Source organism: Psychrobacillus sp. FSL H8-0487, assembly GCF_038008385.1.
Lineage (GTDB): Bacteria > Bacillota > Bacilli > Bacillales_A > Planococcaceae > Psychrobacillus > Psychrobacillus psychrotolerans.
Genome location: NZ_JBBOZA010000001.1, coordinates 541959 through 565091, shown reverse-complemented (window position 1 = coordinate 565091; position 23133 = coordinate 541959). Strand labels below are relative to the sequence as shown.

Below are 23133 nucleotides of genomic sequence, written 5' to 3'. Positions count from 1 at the left end.
CCGCCTAGAAGTCTCCAGTATATAGTAGGTCAATTATAACGGTGTTTTTATCAAATGATTACATTTTAATAATTGTTGCAATTCGCCCATTCGTTAGCTGAAGTAAATCCTGTAGACTTAGTTTTAGTTGAAGACCTATTCGCCCACCACTTACGAGGATAAAATCAAGACTCTCTGCACTTGCATCTATCCATGTTGGGAATAATTTCTTCATCCCAATTGGGGAGCATCCCCCTCTAATATAACCAGTAGTTGGTTGCAATTCCTTTAACGGCAACAACTCAACTTTCTTCTCACCTACCACTTTTGCTACTGCTTTTAAATCTAATTCTTTATGTACTGGAATAATACAAACAAAATGCTTATTTGCTCCAGCGGTAACAAGCAGTGTTTTATAGACAACAAAAACGGGATAGCCTATTTTATCTGCTACAGTTACCCCGTCTACTTGATCGCCAGTTAGCTCATATTCTATTATATCGAACGCAATGTTCTGCTGTTCAAGTTTACGCACCGCATTCGTCTTTTGTTTTTTGCTCATATTTGGAAGCCCCTTCTTATGCTATGCGGAAGAAACTTGGCTGTTGGTCAGTAAAGCCATATTTTTTCATTTGCACTTGAAATGAGTATTTTGCAATTGCTTGTTCTATATATCTTTTTTTCTGTAAATCCTCCCGTTGCACCCCAGGGGATTGGAGATCATATTGAACAGAGCGATTAGATACCGCAGCCTCATCTTCTCTTTGTCTTTTGGCTTCAACCTCGATTTGTCTAGTTGCTTCTTCGTTTAATGTAATTTGTGTTTGAACGGTTTGTATTTTTGCAGTAGCATTGGCCGCTAGTCGTAAGTCTTCGGAACTCAGGTGATCAGGAGCAAGTGCAGAACTTCTAACTTTCTCTAATAGCTCTATCGTCTTTTCAGGGGTAGGACCGCCTACTATTTGCACTGGAACTGCTGGTCCTTTTATTTCTAGCATACTTTTGCTTTTTTCTAGTTGCTGAAACTCTTTAACTGCCGCACTTATTTCGGGGGAATCACTTTCTTTTTCCTTCTTCCCAAGTAACAAATCCTCTAAGTCTGCTAATGTAGGATTCTTTTTAGGCTGATAATATTCAGCATTTTTACGATAGGCTTGTCCTACATCTTTTCGCTGAAAAGCTTGTTTACGTTGTTCTGCTTCTGCAATTAAGTTCAAAGTACCGTTTCCTGTCGCCCTCACCAACATTATTCTTCCACCTCTTTCCATATAGTTCTCCTTCTTAACATTTTACCACTTTCACAAAATATTCAAACTTACTATTGTCATGAATTTCACATGCATAAAGACTCAAATAGTTTTTTTAAAAATTTTTAATTTTATAGGTCTTTTATACTTATCCGTAATTTTTAAAATGTCTTATAAAATTCATAAAAGAGCCAAAACTGTTTTTTTTCGCAATCTGAACATTGAATATAAGTCGCTAACTACCAGGTTGACTAAGGGCGTCCGCCACTGCAAAAGCCCTTACTATATGATATATTAAATTTTAATGGTAGTTCGAAGGGATGTTATAAAATGAAGAAAAGTATTGTAATTGCAGAGAAGCCCTCTGTAGCAAGAGACATCGCAAATGTCCTCAAGTGTCATAAAAAAGGAAACGGTTATTTAGAAGGTGACAAATATATCGTTACTTGGGCATTGGGACATTTAGTAACATTAGCAGATCCTGAAACTTATGATGTTAAATATAAAACGTGGAACTTGGATGATTTACCAATGCTCCCAAATGATTTGAAGCTAGTCGTTATTAAACAAACAAGCAAACAATATAATGCGGTCAAAAGTCAGTTAGTTCGTACGGATGTCAGTGATATTATCATTGCAACCGATGCTGGTCGTGAAGGTGAATTAGTAGCGAGATGGATTATTGAAAAAGCTAAGGTTAAAAAACCTGTTCAACGACTTTGGATTTCATCTGTAACGGATAAAGCTATTAAAGATGGTTTTCAAAATTTAAAACCAGGTAAAGCTTATGAAAATTTATATCACGCAGCTGTTGCAAGGTCTGAGGCAGATTGGTATATCGGGTTAAATGCAACTCGCGCACTTACAAGTAAATTCAATGCACAACTTTCATGTGGACGTGTGCAGACTCCAACTGTCGCGATTATTGCTCAAAGAGAAAACGAAATAAGAAACTTTAAACCGAAAACATATTACGGTGTGGAAGCACATACAGATCAAAAGTTAAAGCTTACTTGGGTGGACAAACAAACAAATGACTCTCGTACTTTCACTAAAGAAAAAGTAGAACAAATTGTTTCTAAAGTGGACAACAAACAGGGAACCATCGTAGAGGTCGATAAAAAACATAAGAAAAGCTTTGCGCCTCAACTATATGACTTAACTGAGCTCCAACGAGATGCCAACAAAATATTTGGATATTCAGCGAAAGAAACACTTGGTATTATGCAAACTTTGTATGAGCGACATAAAGTGCTAACGTATCCTCGGACGGATTCAAGATATATTTCTACCGATATTGTAGAGACATTACCAGAACGTCTAAAGTCATCTGGCATTGGGCAATATAGACCATTTGCTAGCAAAGTATTACAAAAGCCTATTAAAGCAACCAAAGCATTTGTGGATGATAGTAAGGTTTCAGATCACCACGCTATTATTCCAACAGAAGAAACAGTAATACAGTCTAACTTTACAGATAAAGAACGCAAAATTTATGATTTAGTGATTAAACGTTTTATAGCAGTACTTTATCCTCCTTTTGAATATGAGCAAATTACGGTCAAAGCGTCTATTGGCGATGAATTATTTGTAGCAAAAGGAAAAACGATTCTTTCGTCAGGTTGGAAGGAAGTATATGAAAATCGTTTTGATGAGGAAGAAAATACGGAAGACATGAAAGAACAACTACTTCCTAGCATAAACAAAGGCGATAAACTTTCCGTGAAATTAGTTACTGAAACATCAGGACAAACGAAAGCACCGGCAAGATTCAATGAAGGTTCTTTACTTACAGCTATGGAAAATCCGGCAAAGTATATGGGTACCCAGGATAAGGAACTAGCTAAAACACTGGATAAAACAGGTGGATTAGGAACAGTTGCTACAAGGGCAGATATTATTGAAAAACTGTTCAATTCATTCCTTATGGAGAAAAAAGGAAAGGATATTTACTTAACTTCTAAAGGGAAACAATTACTTGAATTAGTTCCAGAAGATCTAAAAACCCCTGCTCTTACAGCTGAATGGGAACAAAAACTGGATGCAATTGCAAAAGGGAAATTGAGTAAAAACGTATTTATTAATGAAATGAAAACTTATACAAAAACAATTGTTAGCAATATCAAAAATAGTGATAAAAAATTCAAGCATGATAATATATCCACAAAAAGCTGTCCTGATTGTGGCAAACCTATGCTTGAAGTGAACGGAAAAAAAGGGAAAATGCTTGTATGTCAAGATCGTGAATGCGGCCATCGCAAAAACGTCGCAAGAGTTACTAATGCCCGTTGTCCACAATGTAAGAAAAAACTGGAATTGCGCGGTGAGGGTGATGGTCAGATCTTCACATGTAAATGTGGATTCCGAGAAAAATTATCTGCTTTCGAACGCCGGAAAAAAAATTCAGGTGGTAAAGTGGATAAACGCGATGTACAAAAGTATTTAAAGAAACAAAACCAAGAAGAAGAACCTGTAAATACAGCACTAGCAGAAGCATTAAAAAAATTAAATTTAAAATAATATAAAACTATACATCATTTCCTAACTAGGATCTGATGTATAGTTTTTTCTATCTATTATTTCCACATACTTTTCAACTATTACTCCAATATAATCATAATTACATCATTTTTTTACATTTACATTACTATTTTCTCACCCTTTTTTATCCGATAGGTGATATTATTGACATAATAACACTGAACTTATGAGGTGAAATAGTTGGATATAGCTGTCCCCTTAAAAAATACAATATTAAATGCCTCAGAAGATTTAATCATTGTACTGGACGATACTGGAAACATAATAAACATGAATAGTGCGTGGAAAAAGATTGAAACATTGAATGAATTTGTTCCTCTAATTTTTAAGAACTCAAACTTCACAGACTTATTGGAGTCAACACAGAATTACGAGCAATTGGATTCTATTCAACAAATACTGCGTGGAGATACAGATGAATTTCAAAAGAAGTTTACAATTTCTATAGAACAAAAGCAGTATTACTATTTATTTCGTACGTACAAATTGACCCTCTCTTCCAATCGAGTAGGTGCAATTATTATTTACTCAGCATATAAGCAAGAAGTAGTCTCAGAGATGAAGAATATTTTAGAAAGTATGACAGATGCTTTCTTTTCAGTCGATAAAAGTTGGAATATTACATACATAAATGAGTATGGAAAAACCTTACTCAGCCAAGTACTTCCAAGCTTTAACTATAAAAGTTCCGAAAGCCCTTCTTTGTTAGAGACAGAATTTTTCCCTTTTCTTCAACAAGTAATGTTAGAACAGGAAACTCGACAACAAGAAATTTTCATCCCATCAATACCTACATGGTTCGAGGTTAAAGCTTATCCAATAGAAGAAGGTGGTTTGTCTGTTTTTTTCCATCATATAGCCGAAAGAAAAAATATTGAAAAAGATTTAAGGAATTTAGCTTATTTTGACTTTTTAACACATTTACCTAATCGTAGAATGACCTATGACCTGCTACAGCGTAAAATAAAAAACGGTGAGCCTTTTTCATTTTTTTATATAGATTTAGATGGCTTTAAATTGATAAATGATATGTATGGGCATACACGCGGGGATGCAATTCTTGTGGAAATGGCTAATTTTTTTAACCAAACCATCAAAGTAGACAAGGTAGTCTCCCGAGTGGGTGGCGATGAGTTTGTTATTTTCACAGATGAAGTAGATAAAGAAAAGTTAAGTATTATTGCAAATAAATTGGTTCAAGACTTCCAAGAAATTTCTGAATCCAAATCAGTACCTTCTATTCCGTTAAGTCTAAGCATTGGAATTTCTAGATATCCTCAGGATGCGTCTAATACCGATTTACTATTTCGTTACGCTAATGTTGCTATGTATACATCCAAAAAACGAAGTATTAATAACTTCAGTTTCTTTGAATACTCGATGATTGAGGAGATAGAACGTAAGGTCCATATTGAAAATGAGTTACACGGGAATCTAAAAGATACTGCGATTCACTTTGTTGTGCAACCTCAATTCAATTCTACAAATAATGAAGTAATCGGCGTAGAGGTGCTCACTCGTTGGATTCATCCGAAGTACGGGTATATTACTCCTCCAGAGTTTATTGGAATTGCTGATAATAGTGGAAGAATAGAGGAACTCACAAAGTATTTGATCTGCGAGGTGTTTTCCAAAGTTTCTAAATGGATCCAGGACTATGGTTTTAATAAGCCAGTAGCTATTAATATTACTCCGAAGCTACTTGGAAACAGGAAATTTTTTAATGATTTAATTCACTTTATTCAGTTTTATAATATTCCACCACAGATGGTAGATATCGAAATTACTGAGAATGCTAATTTAGACACCGACCAAAATATATTAAGTAATATTGCCTTTTGTCGAAAATATGGAATCCGCTTATCCTTAGACGATTTTGGAACGGGGTATTCTAAGTTAGCAGATCTTGTCGATTTTCCAATCGATAAATTGAAAATAGATAAGTATTTTGTGGATAAAATCGGTAAAGAAACTAATGCGGAGCTCATATTGCATACATTTATGAATCTTGCCAAAGGATTAAAATGCGATGTTCTTGCAGAGGGTGTAGAAACAAAAGAGCAGGTCGATTACTTGAATAGCCTTGGTCTTACATATTTTCAAGGTTACTATTTCTCTAAGCCTGTTTCTCTCGACGAATTTGAACAAACTTACTTAATAAATAACTAATAAACAGGTGAAGAAAAGCATGTTTTCTTCACCTGTTATTGTTACCTATCTAATCTCTATATCCAACCACCTATTTTACTTGGAGCGAAACAGACCCATTTAAGTAATTGGGATATGCAACGAACTCTATTTTAACTGGGTTAATAATGCCTTTTGCATCTATAGTTACTTCTGTAAATTGTTCATCTTGGTCTCCCCAATTGCTTTCGCGTGGTATATCAATTATCTCACCTTTAGCATTTTCCCCTTGAGAAAATAGAGAATACATATGATTTTCTCTTATAGGTCTATATTTCAGTTCAATTGTATTACTACCAACATTTAATATTTCCATTTTTCTATCGGATGGCTGTTCAATGATTTCCTTTTTTGCAAAGTCTACGAGTAAATAGCTTTCCTCTTTAAGGAGTGCTTGCACCGTTTCAAATTTTAAATACAGCTCTTTTGGCTCCTTAAAATAGTTACTTTCTAAAAAATACATATTTTCTTTATTTTCATTTTCACCGAAGTCAGTTATACCATTTTGAATGGAACTCCATACTTCTCCGTTTTCATCCTCTAATCGCATATCCTCAAACTGCAATATTTTCATATCATTTTCTTCATCAAATTCTAAAACAAGGGCTACTCTTAATGGGTATACCTTTATCTTCTTAACTTCAATTCGTTGACCATCCATCTCAACAGTTTTATTTAATGTATATATTTTCCCTGACTTAATTTCTTTTTTTAGTGTAAATGGCACCTTAAAAACCGTTGTCTTATTAGCTTGTTCTGCTTCCAATTGAAGTTCAAAATTCATACTTGATAATTTTTTTATATCACTAAAAACAAAACTAAATGTACCTTCTTTTCTATTTCCAGTTTCTTGGTCTGGTGGATCATAACTGATCGCTGCTAATAGCTCCTGACTATTATTTAAAAACTTGATATTCTCATAATCTATATTCTCTAGTGAGTGCGGAGCTTCTAATGTATAAAAAACTTCCGCTCCTGTTTCATCAATAATAATTCCATCTACTGTAAAAGTTATATTATCTTTAACTTGAGCAATACCGATGACCTCATAATAATCATTCTCGACGATTGCTTTCATTCCTTTGTCCAAATGAAGGAGATGCACGAAACTCTCCATTCCCGGTATTGTTGAAATTGCACTAGCAAATGCTGGTGATACACGAATGGATGTCACTAAGGTTAGTATCAGAATTGCTGCAACAGAAAAAGCCCATAGTGTTTTATTGCGTTTTCTTCTTTTAGCTTTCGCTTGTATTATTCCTAGTTGAATTGCAGTATTTACGAGTTGCTCAGGTACAACCACTTGCTCTAGCTTCTTTTTTGTTATGTCTAACATGTCTTCTTCTTTTTCATACATGGCCAGCATCTCCCTTCTCTGATAGGAAATTTCTAAGTGACTTAAGTGCTTTATGAAGCCTCGACTTAACAGTTCCCTCTGGGATTCTTTCTAGTTTTGCAATTTCTTTAATTTTAGTATTTTGAAAATATTTCAGGAATATTAACTGTTGGTCAGCAGTTGATAGGGAAGCAATTGCTTCGTTCATTTCTAGGTAGGTAGTATCTTCCTTATATCCTATCGTCTGTAGGATTTCACTCGGACTATCCCTTTTCTTTTTCTTCAACTGATCCTGGCAATAGTTCATCATAATTCTTACTAACCATGTTTTCATAAAGGTGGGTTCTTTCAATGTATGTATTTTTTGATATGCTCGAAAGGTTACTTCCTGCATAGCTTCCAGTGCATCATGTTCATTCTTTAAAAATGCATAAGCTGTTCGATATAATGTATCTTTATATAATTGCATTATCTGTAAGAAAGCCTCCTCATCCCCTTTAATGGCTTTCTTAGCTATTTCAATTGTCTCCACTGCGTCACCCCCTTGTCTGTTATATATATTAGACATCACAAAGCCAATAAAGTTCATTTGAATATAATTTTTGTTGAAGGATAAATAATGGCCATAAAAAAAGACATCTCTATTTACAGAGACATCTTACATTTTTAGTGGACATCCATCGGTTCCTTAGAAAGGTTTTTGCTCATTTCTGCGTATTGAACAAATACACGAGCAAGCTCTCTTAAACGATCATGTACATCATTATCGATAATGACATTGTTTTCATCAAAGTGACTTTTATGTGTGTAAACATAATTAGGTGTTACTAGGCATCTAAAATAATCTAAAATCGGTTTGAGTTGATTTTCTATGACAAGATGATGTTGGTATGTTCCACCATTGGCAACGATTGATACTGGTTTATAACGCATGGATTTGGGGTGAAGAAAATCAAAGGTATTTTTCAGTACTCCTGGTATAGAACCTTGGAAAATAGGTGATGCGATAATGAAACCATCTGCTTGGTCAAATTTACTCACCAATAGTTTCATGTCATCATTGTAGTTTTCAAAGGGACGTCCATCTACAAACTGATGTTCATAATTTGAAAGGTGAATAATTTCTAAAGTGTACTCTGAATTGACTTCTTCTATATAGTCCTTCACTTGTTCTAAGATGACACCAGTTTTCGTACCAATTACCGTTCCGTCTACGAGTAGAATTTTCATCTTACAAAAACCTCCTTATTCGTCCTTTATTGTATCAAAAAAAGACGCTAAAATTGTAAAATGAGAACCAATTTATCAAAGTTCATCCTTTTGACGGAGAGGTTATGACGCTTTTGAACATTTTAATTTTTTCAGAAATCTTAATCTTTCGAAGTATCTTTATCAACAAAAATATCCTCTCGATTATCCCAATTAAACAACTCTTCCCGTGAAATGGGCTCTACTTCCACTGTCTCAAATGGCTTGGCATTTAAAATGTCCAGTGGTTTATAGACGTTTACACTATTCTTTGTATTATGTAATGCATAATGGTACATAGCAAAAGCCAGCTGTTCCCCTTGAATAGAGCGAAGTCTTTTAAACGGCCCTATTAAAATAGGATTTAAAAGTTTGAAAACACCTTCTGATAGGCGCTCCCCTAAACGAAATTCTCCTCGATTTCCAGTAAGCAACGAAGGTCTATAAATGAACAGATGCGGTAGGTCTATTGCTAATAACCCCTCCTCCAATCTGCCCTTCACTTGACTATAGAAAAAAGGTGACTTTTTACTGGAGCCGATTGCCGAGATAACGTGAAAATTTGGAATCCCACGTTTTTTGGCTAAGGAAGCAATTCTTAATGGATATTCTAAATCTACTCGTTCAAAATTTTCTTTTGACTTAGCTTTTTTCATCGTGGTACCTAGACAGCAAAATAGATCGTCTGCAATATCTAAATCGTTTTCTTCTAATTTATCAAAATCCTTAACCTGAACATCAAGTTTGGCATGCTTATAAGCAAAATCTCTTCTTACTATTACTGATACTGCAGCATATTCTTCACTTTCACATAGTTGTTTTACTAAGAATTTTCCAGTAAAACCAGTAGCACCTACTACTATAGCCACTCTTTTAGCCATTTTACTTCCCCCCTTTTGTCATAAGCACCTGTCCATTTCCATACACTTAAAAGATAACTATTGGAAAGGAAGATGTAATATGAAACTAGCTTATATATTAAATACACTGCCACATCGTGGACTTTATCCTGCTGATCGTGCAGTAGCATTACTTTCTTCATTAAAACCAACTAACTTCGAAATTTTTGTGCATAACTCTAATACAAGCCTCATTCAATATTTAAAAAAACAGCAAATCCAACCTCTTTTGTATAGAAATAATTCACACCTAATCGAGGAAATGAAAGTTTTTGATCCTACTTGTATTATGCATGATGGTGGAAATTCGGAAAAGGATCTTATCCGTCGTTTAAAAATGTTCAATAGTACGCTTATTCATTTGGACGACCATGGAGATGGTGGGACATTGGCTGATCTTGTCATTCAATCATTGTATGAAAATCCGAAGGACTTAACGAAAGAGCAATATGTATTTGGTCCGCTTGGCTATATTCCAACCAAAAAAGCGGTCTATAAAAATAATAACACGATACAGGATCCCCCGCATATTATCGTAAGTTTTCCGCATGAAGATCCCGAAAATTTAACTTACCGAACTTTAAGACATCTTGTACAACTTCATATTCCACTTCAGATTAGCGTATTAGTGGACGAACATTACAAGCATGATATACTCGAACTGAAACGATTTGCACTTACACGCAAATCGATAAAAATTGTCTCTACGTCAGAACCTGAAACATTCCTTCCAAACGGTGATATAGTAATAACTTCCGGAACATATATGCCATTCCTAGTAGCCCAATTTCAAATTCCTTGCATCGTTCTTTGTGCACACGAAGATGAAGTTAACTACGCATTCCCTCAGGAAGGACATGGCTTCGCAAACCTAGGACTTGGTAGAAAGATAAAACAATCTTACCTTCAAAATGCGGTGATGGAAATTATCCTTCATGATAATAGAAGAAACGCCTTTATACAAAAGCAGAAACGGTTTGATTTTAGTAATAACTTAGTAGAATTAGTCAAACTGATTGAACAAACCATTGCAAGTTCGAAAGAGGAACAAGAAATCGTACGCTAGGTCCTTTTTTATGCTACAATGAATGCAAAATACTGAAGGTGATCGATGATGACAAAATCACAGCTACAATCAGAAATTGCTGAGCTAAAATTGGACTATATTAACTTGCAAGGTGATATGGAAAAGTTAGAGTCAAATGGCCATCCTACTCAAGTTGAAAATGCTGAACGTAGACTAGCAACAATGGAAGAAAAACTTGCAGAACTAAACAAACAGCTCGCGGAATTATTATAATCCGCAGAGCTTTCTTTTTGGAGGAAATAGATACATGAGCTTATTAGTAGAAAATTTAGGACATACATTCGGAGATCGCACCCTATTTAAGGATGTTTCATTTCGCTTAGTCGAGGGTGAGCATGTTGGACTTGTAGGTGCCAACGGTGTTGGAAAGTCAACATTAATGAATATATTAACAGGTGAAATCATTCATGACGAAGGACGTGTAGAATGGCTGCCAGGTACCCATTACGGATACTTAGATCAGCATACTCGTCTACAACCAGGACGTACGATGTTTGATACACTACGCGATGCTTATTTACCGCTTTATAAAAAAGAAGCAGAGTTAAACGAAATTATTGGAAAAATGGCAGAAGCTACTCCCGAGGAGCTTGAAGTGTTATTAGAGCAAATGGCGGACATTCAAGATGCTTTAGATGCTGGTGACTTTTATTCGTTAGATATGAAGATAGAAGAGGTTGCTAGAGGTCTTGGGTTAGATGCTGTTGGTTTGGATCGACCAGTTGAAGCACTTTCTGGTGGTCAGCGTACAAAGGTTTTACTTGCAAAGCTATTATTAGAAAAACCTAAAGTTTTGCTTTTGGATGAGCCTACCAACTATTTAGATGAAGAGCATGTAAACTGGCTTTCCAATTATTTAAAAAACTATCCACACGCATTTTTATTGATATCCCATGATACTGAATTTATGAATGGTATCGTAGGCGTTATCTTCCAGCTAGAATTTTCGAAACTGACAAGATACACCGCATCTTATGAGAAATTCTTAGAGCTTGCTGAACTAAACAAAAGACAGCATATTGATGCTTATGAAAAGCAGCAGGATTTCATTAAAAAACAAGAAGATTTTATCGCCAAGAACAAAGCACGATACTCTACGACTGGACGAGCAAAATCTCGTCAGAAACAACTGGATCGAATAGAACGAATTGACCGCCCAGAAACGGCAGCTAAACCAGAGTTTAGTTTCAAGGAATCTCGTAGCCCTAGTCGCTATGTTGTTGAAGCAGAGCATTTGGAAATCGGTTACGACAAGGCTTTACTACCTCCATTGACTTTTTCCATTGAGCGTGGCGAAAAAATTGCCTTAGTCGGAATGAACGGAGTCGGTAAATCGACTTTGCTTAAAACAATTCTCGGAAAAATACCTCCTTTAAACGGAAAAGTAACACGTGGCGACTTTTTAACCCCTTGTTATTTCGAACAGGAAGTAAAAGCTGGAGATATCACACCGATTGAAGCTATTTGGGAAACATACCCAAGCATGGGACAAGCACAGGTACGTGGTGCTTTAGCTCGTACTGGACTAAAAAGCGATCATATCTCTCGTCCCCTTTCAAGTTTAAGCGGTGGCGAGCAAGCTAAAGTTCGTCTATGTAAATTAATGATGGAAGAAACAAACTGGTTAATCTTTGATGAGCCGACCAACCATCTGGATATTCATGCGAAAGAAGAGTTAAAACGAGCTATGAAAGAATTCAAAGGGACAATTGTGCTAGTAAGCCATGAACCTGAATTTTATGAGGGGCTTGTTACAAAAGTATGGAACGTGGAAGAATGGTTCTCTACTGGTAAAGAAGTTATTAAAGAGTAACGTTTTGCTATATTATTACCGAGTACATTTTTTAGGATGCTGTTGGTTGTGACATCGATCACAACCAACAGCATCCTTTTTTCAGTATTTTTGTGGCGTCTGTCTCTCCTACGCCTTCTTCAACCCTTAGAAACAGGTAAGTGCAATTTTGGATAACTAGAGAAAGTATACTGGCTTCCACCTGATTCCGCATCGCTACTCTAGCTTCGAAACATGAAAGGCGTTGAAACGAAAATCAGTAGTATTATTCACTCTAAAAAATATGTTTAGCCTATGCACATTGTTTAAAAAAAGCCTTCCAAAGTGGAAGGCTCTTACTTTCTACGCAAGTACTAATGAATCTTTTGCAAATTCATCATTCATGATTAGTTCCTTTAAACGCTGTTTAGCACGGAATAGTCTAGATTTTACTGTGCCAATGGACACTTTCATTACTTCAGCAATTTCGATTAATGAAAATTGATGTACATAGAAATACATAACTGTTTTTTGATAGATGCTATCCAATTCGCTTACTTTAGATCGAATCATTTCACCAACATCTTCTTTTTCTAATTGCTCTTCAACGGATAGAACATCCGCTGCTATTAAGTCCAGCAATGAAATATCCAATTGTTCTGGCTGATTGGCTACGTATTTACTACGTCTAACTTGTTTGCGATAGCGATCACGAAATGTATTCATACAAATGGTAGTTAACCATGCTTTGACATGATCTACTTCTTTCATATAAGATTCGTATCTTACGACTTTTACCCAAACTTCTTGCATTAAGTCTTCTGCTTCTGTTTGATTTTTTGTTAATTTCAATGATAAATAATATATGTAACGGTTATATTGCTCGTAAATTTCTTCTAATTGAACCTGCATGTTATTTCCTCCGCTCGGCTTTTCTTTCTTGTTAACTCTATAATGCCAAACTTTAACCTTACCCTCCATCGTATTCTCTTTCAGAAGAATTACAAAGGTGTAAGCCAAAATTTAGGAGGATAATAACTATCCATGGCCCTACTCTACTTTTGTTCCACTCTTTTTATATAATCGTCTTCAACCAATACTAGTTAACTCAGAAAAAGACTGTAGAAAAACTAGAGTTCCTCTAGTTCAACTGCAGTCAAAGAGCCATATGAAAGTCATAACTTATAAAAGTTCCCCTTATCCACCCTCACGAAATGAAAATCAGTACGCGGTAGTTAATTGTTCTAGATAACTTGTACTTGTGTGACAGTACTGGGTGTAACTTGTATTATGAGGAGTTGAACCTCGAGGTTACCCCGAAACCTCCGCCGGTAAGTCCGACTTGACCTGTCGGAAGGTTTGTACTCGCCTTAACATTTCGCTACCAACTTTCGACTATTCGATTACATTAGTAAGCCAATTAATTTCTTGTATTTTAGTATCCAACATTCGATGTTTTCGGGATATTTCATCCACATATTTCTGCGTATCTTTTACATTAATTGTTGTGATAGATTTAATCTCTGTTCTGGAGTATCTTTCGTGTTGCATGGCAGCAACATCCAGTAAAGCACTGTATATCTTCCTTTCTTGACCAAGTAAGTCTCGTTCCGTTAAGGCATCGGCAAGAGATTGTTGCTCACCAAAAGTAGTCAGTAAATTGGTCCGATTTATATTTTTTATAAGCTGTTTTAAGTTACTAAATATTTGATTCAGTTCTTTTGTTAATTCATAAGGATCCTCGTTCGGGGTTTCCCCTTCTTGTATTTTAGCATTTTGAAGTAATCTATTTCTCAACTGTTCAATCCGCTTTTGATAATCTGATCGGACTATTAGAGCTTCTCCTAATTTCATGCTTATCGCCCCCTATATAATAAAGCTATTCGCTTTTCAATAGGGTAAGTCCTCTTTTTCAAGAAAAAAAATACCTTTGCCATATAACGGCAAAAAAACAAGAGGCGATTAATCCTCTTGTTTTTCGGTCTCCTGTTCAGTTACTTCTTCTCTTTTTGTAATAGTCAATTTAACTATGCGACTACGATCCATTTCATTGATCTCGACCATTAGATTTTCATAGGCGAATTGTTCATTCTCTTCTGGCACATGGCCTAACTGATCTAAGACAAAGCCACCTATCGTTTCGTTTTCATTCACAATTGAAATGTTGAATAGCGAATTGACTTCTTCAATTTCCATTCTACCTGCACAGACTAAACGGCTTTCTGTCATCTCATGTACAAGAATTTCTTCGTCATTATCTGTTTCATCTTCAATTTCTTGCCCTATCATTTCTTCTATTAAATCTTCATGCGTGACGATACCAAGTGTTCCGCCATATTCATCTAAAACAACAGCCATATGTTTTTTGCGAGTCAGCATCAATTTAAATACTTTCTCCACACTTAAAGTTTGTACGACAAATAATGGATCTTTATCGATAAATGTATCAATCCCTACAGAAGTATCCATAGACCATTCGATAAACTTTTTCGAATAAAACATACCAACAATAGTATCTAAGCTATCGTCATAAACAGGATACCTAGTATAATGATGCTCCAAGATGGTATCTCGAACATCTTCATATGTAGCTTCCATAGGAATACCAACTACTTCTGTTCTATGAGTAGATAAAACATCAGAAACGTCCTTATTTGGAAAATCCAGCATTCCTTTAATACGTTCTGATTCGTCGTCTTCAAAAGTTCCGTCGGTTGAAGCAAGATCAACCATCGACAGTAACTCTTCTTTCGTAATTGTCGTCTCTGTTATTGCTCCTTTTGAACCAATGCGAATAAATAGATTCGTTATTTCAGCTATAAACGCGGTAATTGGACGCAAAAGGATAACAAGGAAACGTATCAGTGGTGACACCACATATACAACCCGATCCGAAAATGTTGCGGCAATTGTTTTAGGAAGTACTTCACAAAATAAAATAATAAAGACGGTTAATATCGCGATTGACCAGCCAATATGCCATGCAAAGTGTTCTGCGATTAATATTAAAATGACAGCCATACTTATATTGGCTATTGTATTCCCTACTAAGATAGTAATGATCATACGGTCCGGCTTTGATAGCAGTGCAAGTAGTTTCTCCGATTCTTTGTCTCCTTGTTCTGCTCTTAGCTGGACCTTCGTCCTATTAACTGTCATTAACGCCGTTTCACTACCTGATAGAAAAAGCGATACAAGTATTGAAATAGCAAAAAGTACAAATTCTATGTACAAAATTGTTGCCTCCTGTGAGTATTAAATACGTTCATATGTTTCTTACTACTATATCATATTGTGATTTTAGTTGTCACAAAACTAATATCGATCATGACTAATTATACCGAGTATAATGATAAATTATGCTATACTATTTCTATTCACGAAACTTTTTGAAAAGAGGGATTGTAATGAGTCAACTAACTACATTAGACCATTATTTCACAGAGAAAAGAGAAGAACATTTAGAAGAACTGAAACAATTTTTACGTATTCCAAGTATTTCTTCTTTATCTGAACATAAAGCTGATATGCAAAAAGGTGCTGAGTGGCTTGCGGATTCTCTAACTAAAGCAGGTTTAGACAATGTGGTAGTCGATAAAACTAGTGGCCATCCCGTCGTCTATGCTGATTGGTTACATGCAGAAGGTAAACCTACTATGCTTATATACGGACATTATGATGTTCAACCAGTAGATCCACTTCACTTATGGGATAGCGAACCATTTGAACCACAAGTGAGAGACAATAAATTATATGCTCGTGGGTCAAGTGATGATAAAGGACAAGTATTTATGCATGTAAAAGCTATTGAAGCACTTCTTCAAACAAATAAATCCTTACCAGTAAATGTTAAGTTTTTAATAGAAGGTGAAGAAGAGGTTGGTAGCCCTAATCTTGAAGAATATATTGAAAATAATAAAGCAAAACTTTCAGCAGACGTTATTGTCATATCTGATACGGGTATGCAAGGCCCTGGTCAACCAGCAGTGTGCTACGGGTTACGTGGGTTATGTGGCGTTCAAATTGATGTCAAAGGTGCAAAAGGCGATCTTCACTCTGGTCTCTATGGTGGCGGTGTTCAAAACTCCATCCACGCACTAGTTTCTATCTTGGAATCTTTCCGTGATGCAGAAGGAACGATTGAAGTAGAAGGTTTCTATGACAATGTTCGTCCTTTAGCTGATGAAGAAAGAGAAGCTTATGCTTCCCTTGGCTTCAATGAAGATGATTTGAAGGCCGAAGTTGGTGTCGATGAATTATTCGGTGAAAAAGGCTTCACTCATTTAGAACGAGTGTGGGCACGACCTACTTTAGAGATTAACGGTGTCTTCGGAGGTTTCTCGGGTGAAGGTATTAAAACAGTTCTTCCAAGTGAAGCTGGGGCAAAAATAACTTGCCGCCTAGTGCCTGATCAAGATCCAGATGAAATTGTTGCTAAATTAAGAGCACATATTGAAAAAAACAAGCCAGTTGGAGTTGCTGTTACCCTTACAGAATTCGATAAAGGTAAGCCGTTCATCACTCCTTTCGACCACCCTGCTATTCAAGCAGCTGGGCGTAGTTATGAAAAAGTGTATAACGTTCCTACAGCATATACTCGTGGCGGAGGATCTATTCCAATTGTAGCTGCATTTGATGAAATTCTTGGACTTCCAGTCGTATTAATGGGCTTCGGATTATCTTCAGAAAACTTCCATGCACCTAACGAGCATTTCCATTTAGAAAATTTCGACCAAGGGCTTCGTGTAATTGGTGATTATTACTTCGAGTTAGCTGAGCTTTCAAAAGAAGATTTAAAAAAATAACTATGAACACATGGATTTTCTAATCCATGTGTTTTTTTATGCACTAAATATCTAAAAAAAGCGAGTGAGAGACCTATGCCTCTCACCCGCTTTACTTTTAGTTATTCTTTTTTTTCAAATATCGTTACTAGGTCTTCCACGCCCTTGCGATCTCTTGGTTTTGGCATTTCATCAAAGTATCCGACTTGTAGCATACTAATAATACGTTCCCCAGGTTGAATTCCAAGTGTTTTTCGGAACAATGGATTATCTAAATATCCGGGCGTTTTCCAACAAGATCCAATACCTTGATCCCAAGCTAGTAATTGGATGTTTTGTACAAGCATGCTTGCTGCTGCATAATCCTCTAAACGTTCTTTTTGACGAGCATCCTCAGGAACTACAACAAAGACGTAACCTCCAGGAGTAGTAAATTTCTTCATTTGCTTTTCTAAGTCTTCTTCAGAAAGCTCATTCCATTTTGGAATTGCAAATTCCTTAAGTACAGTATATAAATCTTCTAATTCTTTCCCACATGCCACGATAAATCTCCATGGCTGTCTCAATTGATGGTTGGGCGCCCAAACAGCATCATCTAAAATAGATAACAACATTTCTCTATCTACAGGCTGTCCATTAAATAATTTTATAGATCTTCTTTGAATTATCGCATCTCGTACTGTCAGTGATTGCACCATTTACTATTCCATTCTCCCTTTTCACTAATAGTTATTTTCTCCATCATACCAATTTAATCATTTATAAGAAAGTGACTTGATTTTTTCCGTTTGACTTAGAAGCGTATAAAGCCTGATCTGCTCTTTTTATAAGCTCTTCTTTATGAACAAACGAATGATTTTCTGTAGAGGATACCCCAATACTAATTGTGATATAAGTCGAGTTAGAACTTTGCTCATACTTTTGTTCCTCCACTGCCAGACGAACATTTTCTGCAAACTGGATGATCTCTTGAACAGAGTAATCCATTAGAACAATAGAAAACTCCTCCCCTCCGTATCTAGCAACAAAACTATTTGGTATACAGAGATCGTTCAAAAGTTGAGCAAGATTAATCAACAAATGGTCCCCTGCAACATGTCCTTTTTGATCGTTATACAATTTAAAGTTATCCACATCAATCATTAAAACAGCTAATAGCTTGGTAGACAATCGTGCTTCCTCGAAATAGATAGTCAAATGTTCTTCAAAGTACCTCCGATTATATATACCAGTCAAACCATCTAGTAAAGTCAATCGCTCTAGTTCTTCATTTTTTTGATAGAGCTCTTCCGTTCTGTCTTTTATCTTTTCATCTAATGATAAGTTCAATTTTTTCAAATCAAAAGAAAGGTCCTCCGCTTCATTTAATTTTAGCGCAAATTCACGACTTAAATTGATCGACTGTATTAATACATAAAAAAAGAATCCAATAGTCACAAACGGAAGAGATTCGATAAAGTTCAATGATGCGAATACATCATTTACAACTGCTGCAAAGAATACCATGATTGCTATTAAATTAACGAGTGCAGTTGGTCGCTTCCTCCTATAGGCTAGTAGAACAACATATAGATTATAAATCATATATATTCCCAAAATGATAAAAACATATTCTAATAAAGAACTATAAAAACTTGGCTGCGACACTAAAGTGAGAACTATGCATACTAACGAAATAATTACGCCAATTAGTACTGGCGTCTTCTTCATTTCTTTTGGATACATGGACTTTCCTAACAGTAAGTAAAGTAAAAACAATAAATAAATTGAAATTATCTCTATACGATGTCCCCAGATCCATGGAACCTCTGTAAATATCTTGTTGTAATAGTATGGCATTTTAAAGAGCGAGTATATGGCGATCACAATATTAATCAACCCGAAATAAAGGAAGACCTTCTCCTTTCTTCTGAACAAGTAAATAAATATTTCATAAACGCCCATTATTAGAATACCTCCAATTATAAACATGGAGGTTGCAAGTTGAATATTGTGAGTATACATTACTTTCTCAGGTGTCCCTATATAAACTGGGTTAAATGCTCCACCAAATTTGTGTGTAAAATTAGAAACATGTAATACGATATTTATTTCCCTATCCCTTGGTGTAAAATAAACTAAACGATCGGAATATTCCGGAATACTTGTTTCTTTACTATTTCCAACATACCCATTAGATGCTATTCGCTCTCCATCTACAGTGAGCGTATAAGAGGTTCCCTGATTGACGGTAGTAATCGCTAAAGTATTCCCTACTTTGTCTATTGGTAAAATCACTTTCAAATAATATGTGCCATAACCATGTGCTGTATAAACCGAATCCTCCCAGTAAGATGGTACATTTATGTTAGGTGGATTCATTTTTTTCGTACGTTCTTTTATTTCGCTTTCATTCAGTAACTCTTCCCAAAAAAACTCCCATTCTCCATTGAGAGGTATTTTGTTGTTAGCTGAGAAATTATCGTTAGATAAAACTAGAACTCCATCTTTTGCTTTAGGTAAATTATTTTCGGAGTTCGTACAAGATGCAAGTAAAAATAATAACGGAATACATAACAAATATAATTTAAGCTTCAAAAAGTATTCCCCCCTTTACTAACAAATAGAATATATATTGAGGTGACAATATGCTCTTATATTGGTTATTAAGTTATATAGTCGGTAATTTTCTTTCAGCATGGTGGATTGGCAAATGGAAAAAAGTCGATTTAAGTAAACAAAGAAGTGGAAATCTTGGCGCAAGAAATGCGGGTGCTGTGCTTGGTAAATCTGCATTTCTTCTTACCTTCTTGGGTGACTTTTTAAAAGGTGTCCTTGTTATTTATATCGGTTTTTATCTTCAGTATCCACTGGAATATATAGCCGCTGGCGGCCTAGCAGTAATTTTAGGACATCTATTCCCTTTTTGGTTAAAAGGGCGTGGGGGTAAAGGGATTGCCACGTTCATCGGTGTCTCCATGATTATACAACCACAATTGTTTGGGATGTTAGTCCTTTGTTTTCTCGCTTTAATAATGCTATTCAGAAGTGCAACCCTTAGTATGACTGTTGCATTTAGTGCATATGCTATTTTAATATGGATAATTCCTGCATTTTATTTTCTTTGGCCGGTTTCTATTGCCATTATCATTATTCTCATTCGTCACCGCTTCGACATTGTAGAATCTTGGGAGGAAAGATGGTGGAATAAGAAAGCATAATACTATTACTACCATAGTATTTTCCTTGATTATACAATTATAAAATATGTATTCGTATGATATAATTACTATTATTTAAATACTAAACAAGATAGGATGTTCAAAATGACTATGAATAAAATCGCGTGGTTAATCGATAGTAGTGCGTACTTGAGCAACACACTAAAAGACCACCCCGATGTATACGTAATCCCTATCAACATTCATTTTGGATTAGAGCAGTTTGTAGATGGTGTAGATCTTACACACGAACAACTATACGATCGTATACGAAATGGAACAGCGTCTATTAAAACTTCTCAACCTTCCGCAGGTGAATTTGCTCTGTTGTATGAAAAATTAGGGAAAGAATATAATTCTATCATAGCAATTCATGTCTCTAAAAGTCTTAGCGGAACACTTTCTTCCTCTATTAGTGGAGCGGGTATCGCACAAGTTCAAGTTGAATTTATTGACTCCCTTTCCTTATCTGCTGGGATTACAGGATTAGTTGAAAGAGGTCTGCAATTACAAGAAGCAGGTCAATCATACCAGGAAATTGCAGCAGCATTAAGAGGAATGGTATCGAAGTTTCGCAACTATATTCTAATAGGAAATTTAACTCAACTATATAAAGGTGGAAGGCTAAGTAGTGTACAATTCTATTTAGGAAGCCTCCTTAAAATAAAACCTGTTATTCAAATTACTCCACAAGGAGAGCTTAAGGAATTAGATAAGGTACGTTCTCATAAAAAAGCAATCCAGTATCTCATCAATAAGGCAGTTGAAGCCTCGGTAAATGATGGTTTACAACATGTATATATAATGCACGCGAATGCCGAGCAGCAAGCAAATGATTTAAAAGAAGCCATCTTACAACAAGCACCACATTTACAGTTTACAATTGGCGAGATTAGTACATCCCTAGCAGTACATGCTGGAGAGGATACAGTTGCGTTACTATGGTATTTGTAGGAACTAAACAAGATATAGCTCATATTAAAAGACTTCCGAATATCTATTTTTCGGAAGTCTTTTGACAATTATTATATTATTTTTACCGAAAGTTTTCCCATTAAAACTTATCTTTTATATGGAAAAATATATACTTCGTCCTCGGTGTATGGGCATAAGAATCCTCGTAGCTCCAGTATCTATTGCGGCTATTATTTGTATGGGCATTAACGTAAGGAACACCATTTTGAACACTTGTTACTATGGTCGAGTGATCATATCTGCCATCGCCTTGGAAATCATAAAAAATAAGATCCCCTGGGAGTAACTGATCAGGCGAATTTACTTGTGTTGCTTGCAAACCCTTCGTAGAGCCTGCTAAGTACCAACGCAATGAATGCGGAGTGCTCCAACTCAAACTCCATGTTTCACTGCTCAACCACCACCCTCTCTCCCTGTTGGGTTGCCCTCTCATTGGAGCCCCTCCTGCAAACAGGCATTGTGAAATATAATTAGTGCAGTCCACATCGAACATTGGAAACCTTGGATTATTACTGTTCCACCATTTCTGTGCATAGGCTACTGCAGCCTCACGATTGTATGTCGCCAATTTTCATCCTCCCTCTATTTTGTTTATATGATTAAACAGGAAATATATGCTAGTATGGAATAAATGAACTAATTAATTTTTTCGACAAATTACTTTTAGAAAGGAAGATGGTCCGTGAAACAGCATGCAGAAAAAGAAATTTCAGAGCCCACTCTACTTTGCGATAAAAAAGGTAATTTGAACCCCAAGGCAATTGGATATGCAAAGAAGCCTCTAATTGAAAGCAACTTAAAAGGTCATTATATGCGCAAGAAGAAATGGAATTATTGGTGTGTTTTTGGGGACGATATTCTTTTTTCCGCGACGATTAGTCACCTAGATTACGCAGCAGTTTGCTTTGTCTATTTCCTTAATTATGAAACACAACGTTATGTTGAAAAGACAGTTACGATTCCCCTGGGAAATAAACTAAAAATGCCAACAAATATATTAGAAAGTATTCAACTTCATTCCAAAGAAATGTCTATCCAACTAATGTATATACAAAACGAAACGCATATGACCGTAACAATTCCTGATTTTGATGGAGACTTATTACATGCAGATTTACATATATCTCATCCAATTGAAGATGATTCGTTAAATGTTGTTATTCCTTGGAATCGGCAACAATTTCAATTTACTGGGAAGCACCATACTCTACCGACGACCGGTTTTGTAAAGATTGGAGATTCCCGCTTCACATTCCAGCCAGAGGACAATTTTGCTGTTCTTGACTATGGTAGAGGAGTTTGGCCAAGAGCTGCTATTTGGAACTGGGGATTTGCTTCTCAACGAGTTGGCTCCAAAAGAATTGGTTTAAATTTTGGAGGCAAATGGACAGATGGTACAGGTATGACGGAAAACGCGATTTTCATAGATGGGAAAATGACCAAAATTCATGAAGACTTACTTTTTACATACGATACAAAAGACTTTATGAAACCATGGAAAGTCCATACAAAATTCTCTGAAGATGTGAATATTACATTCACTCCCTTTTTCCACCGGATTGCTAAAACGGATATGAAATTTATATACTCTGAGGTAAATCAAATGATGGGTTATTTCAATGGTAGAATTCAATTAGAAAATGGACCAACTCTTGAAGTAAAACAATTACTCGGATGCATCGAAGAACATCAAGCTAAATGGTGAGTGGCAAGAAAAAGAGGTTCGCGACTAATGTCACGATCCTCTTTTTCCTTTAGTACACCTTTGCTAGTTGGATTTTTTTGCATTTCAGTTGGAATTGTAAGGTTTTCCCTTGTACGTTTACTGCATAAAAAAAGTTGTCTCAAGTAAGTATTGGTTACTTAGAGACAACTTTTT

The 23133-nt window shown here is 35.8% G+C and carries 21 protein-coding genes; 9 read left to right on the top strand and 12 right to left on the bottom strand.

The genetic code is table 11. The features are described from left to right. Positions 1 to 58: 58 nt before the first annotated feature. Together ybaK and MHI47_RS02775 are read right to left on the bottom strand one after the other, a co-directional pair. On the bottom strand, positions 59 to 541 hold the full coding sequence (gene ybaK, locus MHI47_RS02780; protein WP_340761426.1) for a Cys-tRNA(Pro) deacylase: 483 nt from the start codon (positions 539 to 541) through the stop codon (positions 59 to 61). Positions 542 to 557: 16 nt separating this feature from the next. Then, positions 558 to 1247, bottom strand: a complete 690-nt coding sequence (locus tag MHI47_RS02775) for a hypothetical protein (protein ID WP_340829390.1) — start codon at positions 1245 to 1247, stop codon at positions 558 to 560. Between the two features lie 309 nt (positions 1248 to 1556). On the opposite strand from MHI47_RS02775, the gene MHI47_RS02770 reads away from it, so the two are divergent. Both MHI47_RS02770 and MHI47_RS02765 read left to right on the top strand, forming a co-directional pair. Continuing rightward, positions 1557 to 3746: a DNA topoisomerase III gene (locus tag MHI47_RS02770; RefSeq protein WP_340829389.1), complete on the top strand. Its 2190-nt coding sequence runs from the start codon at positions 1557 to 1559 to the stop codon at positions 3744 to 3746. A 201-nt stretch (positions 3747 to 3947) separates the two neighbouring features. Continuing rightward, complete coding sequence (locus MHI47_RS02765; RefSeq protein WP_340829387.1) at positions 3948 to 5936, top strand: bifunctional diguanylate cyclase/phosphodiesterase; 1989 nt, start codon at positions 3948 to 3950, stop codon at positions 5934 to 5936. Positions 5937 to 6006: 70 nt separating this feature from the next. Here MHI47_RS02765 and MHI47_RS02760 read toward each other — a convergent pair whose 3' ends face one another. The 4 genes from MHI47_RS02760 to MHI47_RS02745 all read right to left on the bottom strand — a co-directional run bounded on the left by MHI47_RS02760 (position 6007) and on the right by MHI47_RS02745 (position 9419). Then, positions 6007 to 7311, bottom strand: coding sequence for a DUF4179 domain-containing protein (locus MHI47_RS02760; RefSeq protein WP_340829385.1), 1305 nt, complete (start codon positions 7309 to 7311; stop codon positions 6007 to 6009). After that, positions 7304 to 7822 carry a sigma-70 family RNA polymerase sigma factor gene (locus MHI47_RS02755; protein WP_340761421.1) on the bottom strand — a complete coding sequence of 173 codons (519 nt, stop codon included), beginning with the start codon at positions 7820 to 7822 and terminating at the stop codon, positions 7304 to 7306. Before MHI47_RS02755 ends, MHI47_RS02760 begins: the two co-directional genes overlap by 8 nt. 134 nt (positions 7823 to 7956) lie before the next feature. Then, positions 7957 to 8520, bottom strand: coding sequence for an NADPH-dependent FMN reductase (locus MHI47_RS02750; protein ID WP_340761420.1), 564 nt, complete (start codon positions 8518 to 8520; stop codon positions 7957 to 7959). Positions 8521 to 8660: 140 nt separating this feature from the next. Next, positions 8661 to 9419, bottom strand: a complete 759-nt coding sequence (locus MHI47_RS02745; RefSeq protein ID WP_340829383.1) for an NAD-dependent epimerase/dehydratase family protein — start codon at positions 9417 to 9419, stop codon at positions 8661 to 8663. A 79-nt stretch (positions 9420 to 9498) separates the two neighbouring features. Between MHI47_RS02745 and MHI47_RS02740 the strand changes: the two genes are divergently transcribed. The 3 genes from MHI47_RS02740 to MHI47_RS02730 are packed head-to-tail and all read left to right on the top strand — an operon-like array spanning position 9499 to position 12337. Further along, positions 9499 to 10503, top strand: a complete 1005-nt coding sequence (locus tag MHI47_RS02740; protein WP_340829381.1) for a hypothetical protein — start codon at positions 9499 to 9501, stop codon at positions 10501 to 10503. 45 nt (positions 10504 to 10548) lie between these two features. Then, positions 10549 to 10737, top strand: a complete 189-nt coding sequence (locus MHI47_RS02735; RefSeq protein WP_175496208.1) for an SE1832 family protein — start codon at positions 10549 to 10551, stop codon at positions 10735 to 10737. 34 nt (positions 10738 to 10771) lie between these two features. Then, a complete protein-coding gene (locus MHI47_RS02730; RefSeq protein ID WP_093535897.1) occupies positions 10772 to 12337 on the top strand; it encodes an ABC-F family ATP-binding cassette domain-containing protein in 1566 nt (521 codons plus the stop codon). Positions 12338 to 12658: 321 nt separating this feature from the next. Here the strand turns inward: MHI47_RS02730 and MHI47_RS02725 are convergent, their stop codons facing one another. The 3 genes from MHI47_RS02725 to MHI47_RS02715 form a co-directional block, all read right to left on the bottom strand. Next, on the bottom strand, positions 12659 to 13207 hold the full coding sequence (locus MHI47_RS02725; protein ID WP_093535899.1) for an RNA polymerase sigma factor: 549 nt from the start codon (positions 13205 to 13207) through the stop codon (positions 12659 to 12661). A 483-nt stretch (positions 13208 to 13690) separates the two neighbouring features. Further along, positions 13691 to 14149: a DIP1984 family protein gene (locus MHI47_RS02720; RefSeq protein ID WP_340829379.1), complete on the bottom strand. Its 459-nt coding sequence runs from the start codon at positions 14147 to 14149 to the stop codon at positions 13691 to 13693. Between the two features lie 108 nt (positions 14150 to 14257). Further along, positions 14258 to 15529, bottom strand: a complete 1272-nt coding sequence (locus tag MHI47_RS02715) for a hemolysin family protein (protein WP_340829377.1) — start codon at positions 15527 to 15529, stop codon at positions 14258 to 14260. 173 nt (positions 15530 to 15702) lie between these two features. Between MHI47_RS02715 and MHI47_RS02710 the strand changes: the two genes are divergently transcribed. Beyond that, entirely contained in the window at positions 15703 to 17100 is a 1398-nt protein-coding gene (locus tag MHI47_RS02710) for a dipeptidase (protein WP_340761416.1), read from the top strand. Positions 17101 to 17201: 101 nt separating this feature from the next. Here MHI47_RS02710 and MHI47_RS02705 read toward each other — a convergent pair whose 3' ends face one another. After that, on the bottom strand, positions 17202 to 17777 hold the full coding sequence (locus MHI47_RS02705) for a nitroreductase family protein (protein WP_340761415.1): 576 nt from the start codon (positions 17775 to 17777) through the stop codon (positions 17202 to 17204). 61 nt (positions 17778 to 17838) lie between these two features. Next, positions 17839 to 19656: a sensor domain-containing diguanylate cyclase gene (locus tag MHI47_RS02700; protein ID WP_340768179.1), complete on the bottom strand. Its 1818-nt coding sequence runs from the start codon at positions 19654 to 19656 to the stop codon at positions 17839 to 17841. A 50-nt stretch (positions 19657 to 19706) separates the two neighbouring features. On the opposite strand from MHI47_RS02700, the gene MHI47_RS02695 reads away from it, so the two are divergent. Then, positions 19707 to 20279: a glycerol-3-phosphate acyltransferase gene (locus MHI47_RS02695; protein WP_340829375.1), complete on the top strand. Its 573-nt coding sequence runs from the start codon at positions 19707 to 19709 to the stop codon at positions 20277 to 20279. A gap of 105 nt (positions 20280 to 20384) precedes the next feature. Further along, on the top strand, positions 20385 to 21233 hold the full coding sequence (locus tag MHI47_RS02690) for a DegV family protein (RefSeq protein ID WP_175496209.1): 849 nt from the start codon (positions 20385 to 20387) through the stop codon (positions 21231 to 21233). A 100-nt stretch (positions 21234 to 21333) separates the two neighbouring features. Here the strand turns inward: MHI47_RS02690 and MHI47_RS02685 are convergent, their stop codons facing one another. Then, positions 21334 to 21822, bottom strand: a complete 489-nt coding sequence (locus tag MHI47_RS02685) for an amidase domain-containing protein (RefSeq protein ID WP_340761412.1) — start codon at positions 21820 to 21822, stop codon at positions 21334 to 21336. Positions 21823 to 21936: 114 nt separating this feature from the next. On the opposite strand from MHI47_RS02685, the gene MHI47_RS02680 reads away from it, so the two are divergent. Then, positions 21937 to 22959 carry a DUF2804 domain-containing protein gene (locus tag MHI47_RS02680; protein WP_340768177.1) on the top strand — a complete coding sequence of 341 codons (1023 nt, stop codon included), beginning with the start codon at positions 21937 to 21939 and terminating at the stop codon, positions 22957 to 22959. The last annotated feature ends 174 nt before the right edge of the window (positions 22960 to 23133 follow it).

What these genes read in the sequence shown, in the direction of transcription:
- ybaK (WP_340761426.1), bottom strand. Translation starts at nt 541, where the DNA reads ATGAGCAAAAAACAAAAGACGAATGCGGTGCGTAAACTTGAACAGCAG.
- MHI47_RS02775 (WP_340829390.1), bottom strand. Translation starts at nt 1,247, where the DNA reads ATGGAAAGAGGTGGAAGAATAATGTTGGTGAGGGCGACAGGAAACGGT.
- MHI47_RS02770 (WP_340829389.1), top strand. Translation starts at nt 1,557, where the DNA reads ATGAAGAAAAGTATTGTAATTGCAGAGAAGCCCTCTGTAGCAAGAGAC.
- MHI47_RS02760 (WP_340829385.1), bottom strand. Translation starts at nt 7,311, where the DNA reads ATGTATGAAAAAGAAGAAGACATGTTAGACATAACAAAAAAGAAGCTA.
- MHI47_RS02750 (WP_340761420.1), bottom strand. Translation starts at nt 8,520, where the DNA reads ATGAAAATTCTACTCGTAGACGGAACGGTAATTGGTACGAAAACTGGT.
- MHI47_RS02745 (WP_340829383.1), bottom strand. Translation starts at nt 9,419, where the DNA reads ATGGCTAAAAGAGTGGCTATAGTAGTAGGTGCTACTGGTTTTACTGGA.
- MHI47_RS02740 (WP_340829381.1), top strand. Translation starts at nt 9,499, where the DNA reads ATGAAACTAGCTTATATATTAAATACACTGCCACATCGTGGACTTTAT.
- MHI47_RS02735 (WP_175496208.1), top strand. Translation starts at nt 10,549, where the DNA reads ATGATGACAAAATCACAGCTACAATCAGAAATTGCTGAGCTAAAATTG.
- MHI47_RS02730 (WP_093535897.1), top strand. Translation starts at nt 10,772, where the DNA reads ATGAGCTTATTAGTAGAAAATTTAGGACATACATTCGGAGATCGCACC.
- MHI47_RS02725 (WP_093535899.1), bottom strand. Translation starts at nt 13,207, where the DNA reads ATGCAGGTTCAATTAGAAGAAATTTACGAGCAATATAACCGTTACATA.
- MHI47_RS02720 (WP_340829379.1), bottom strand. Translation starts at nt 14,149, where the DNA reads ATGAAATTAGGAGAAGCTCTAATAGTCCGATCAGATTATCAAAAGCGG.
- MHI47_RS02710 (WP_340761416.1), top strand. Translation starts at nt 15,703, where the DNA reads ATGAGTCAACTAACTACATTAGACCATTATTTCACAGAGAAAAGAGAA.
- MHI47_RS02705 (WP_340761415.1), bottom strand. Translation starts at nt 17,777, where the DNA reads ATGGTGCAATCACTGACAGTACGAGATGCGATAATTCAAAGAAGATCT.
- MHI47_RS02695 (WP_340829375.1), top strand. Translation starts at nt 19,707, where the DNA reads ATGCTCTTATATTGGTTATTAAGTTATATAGTCGGTAATTTTCTTTCA.
- MHI47_RS02690 (WP_175496209.1), top strand. Translation starts at nt 20,385, where the DNA reads ATGACTATGAATAAAATCGCGTGGTTAATCGATAGTAGTGCGTACTTG.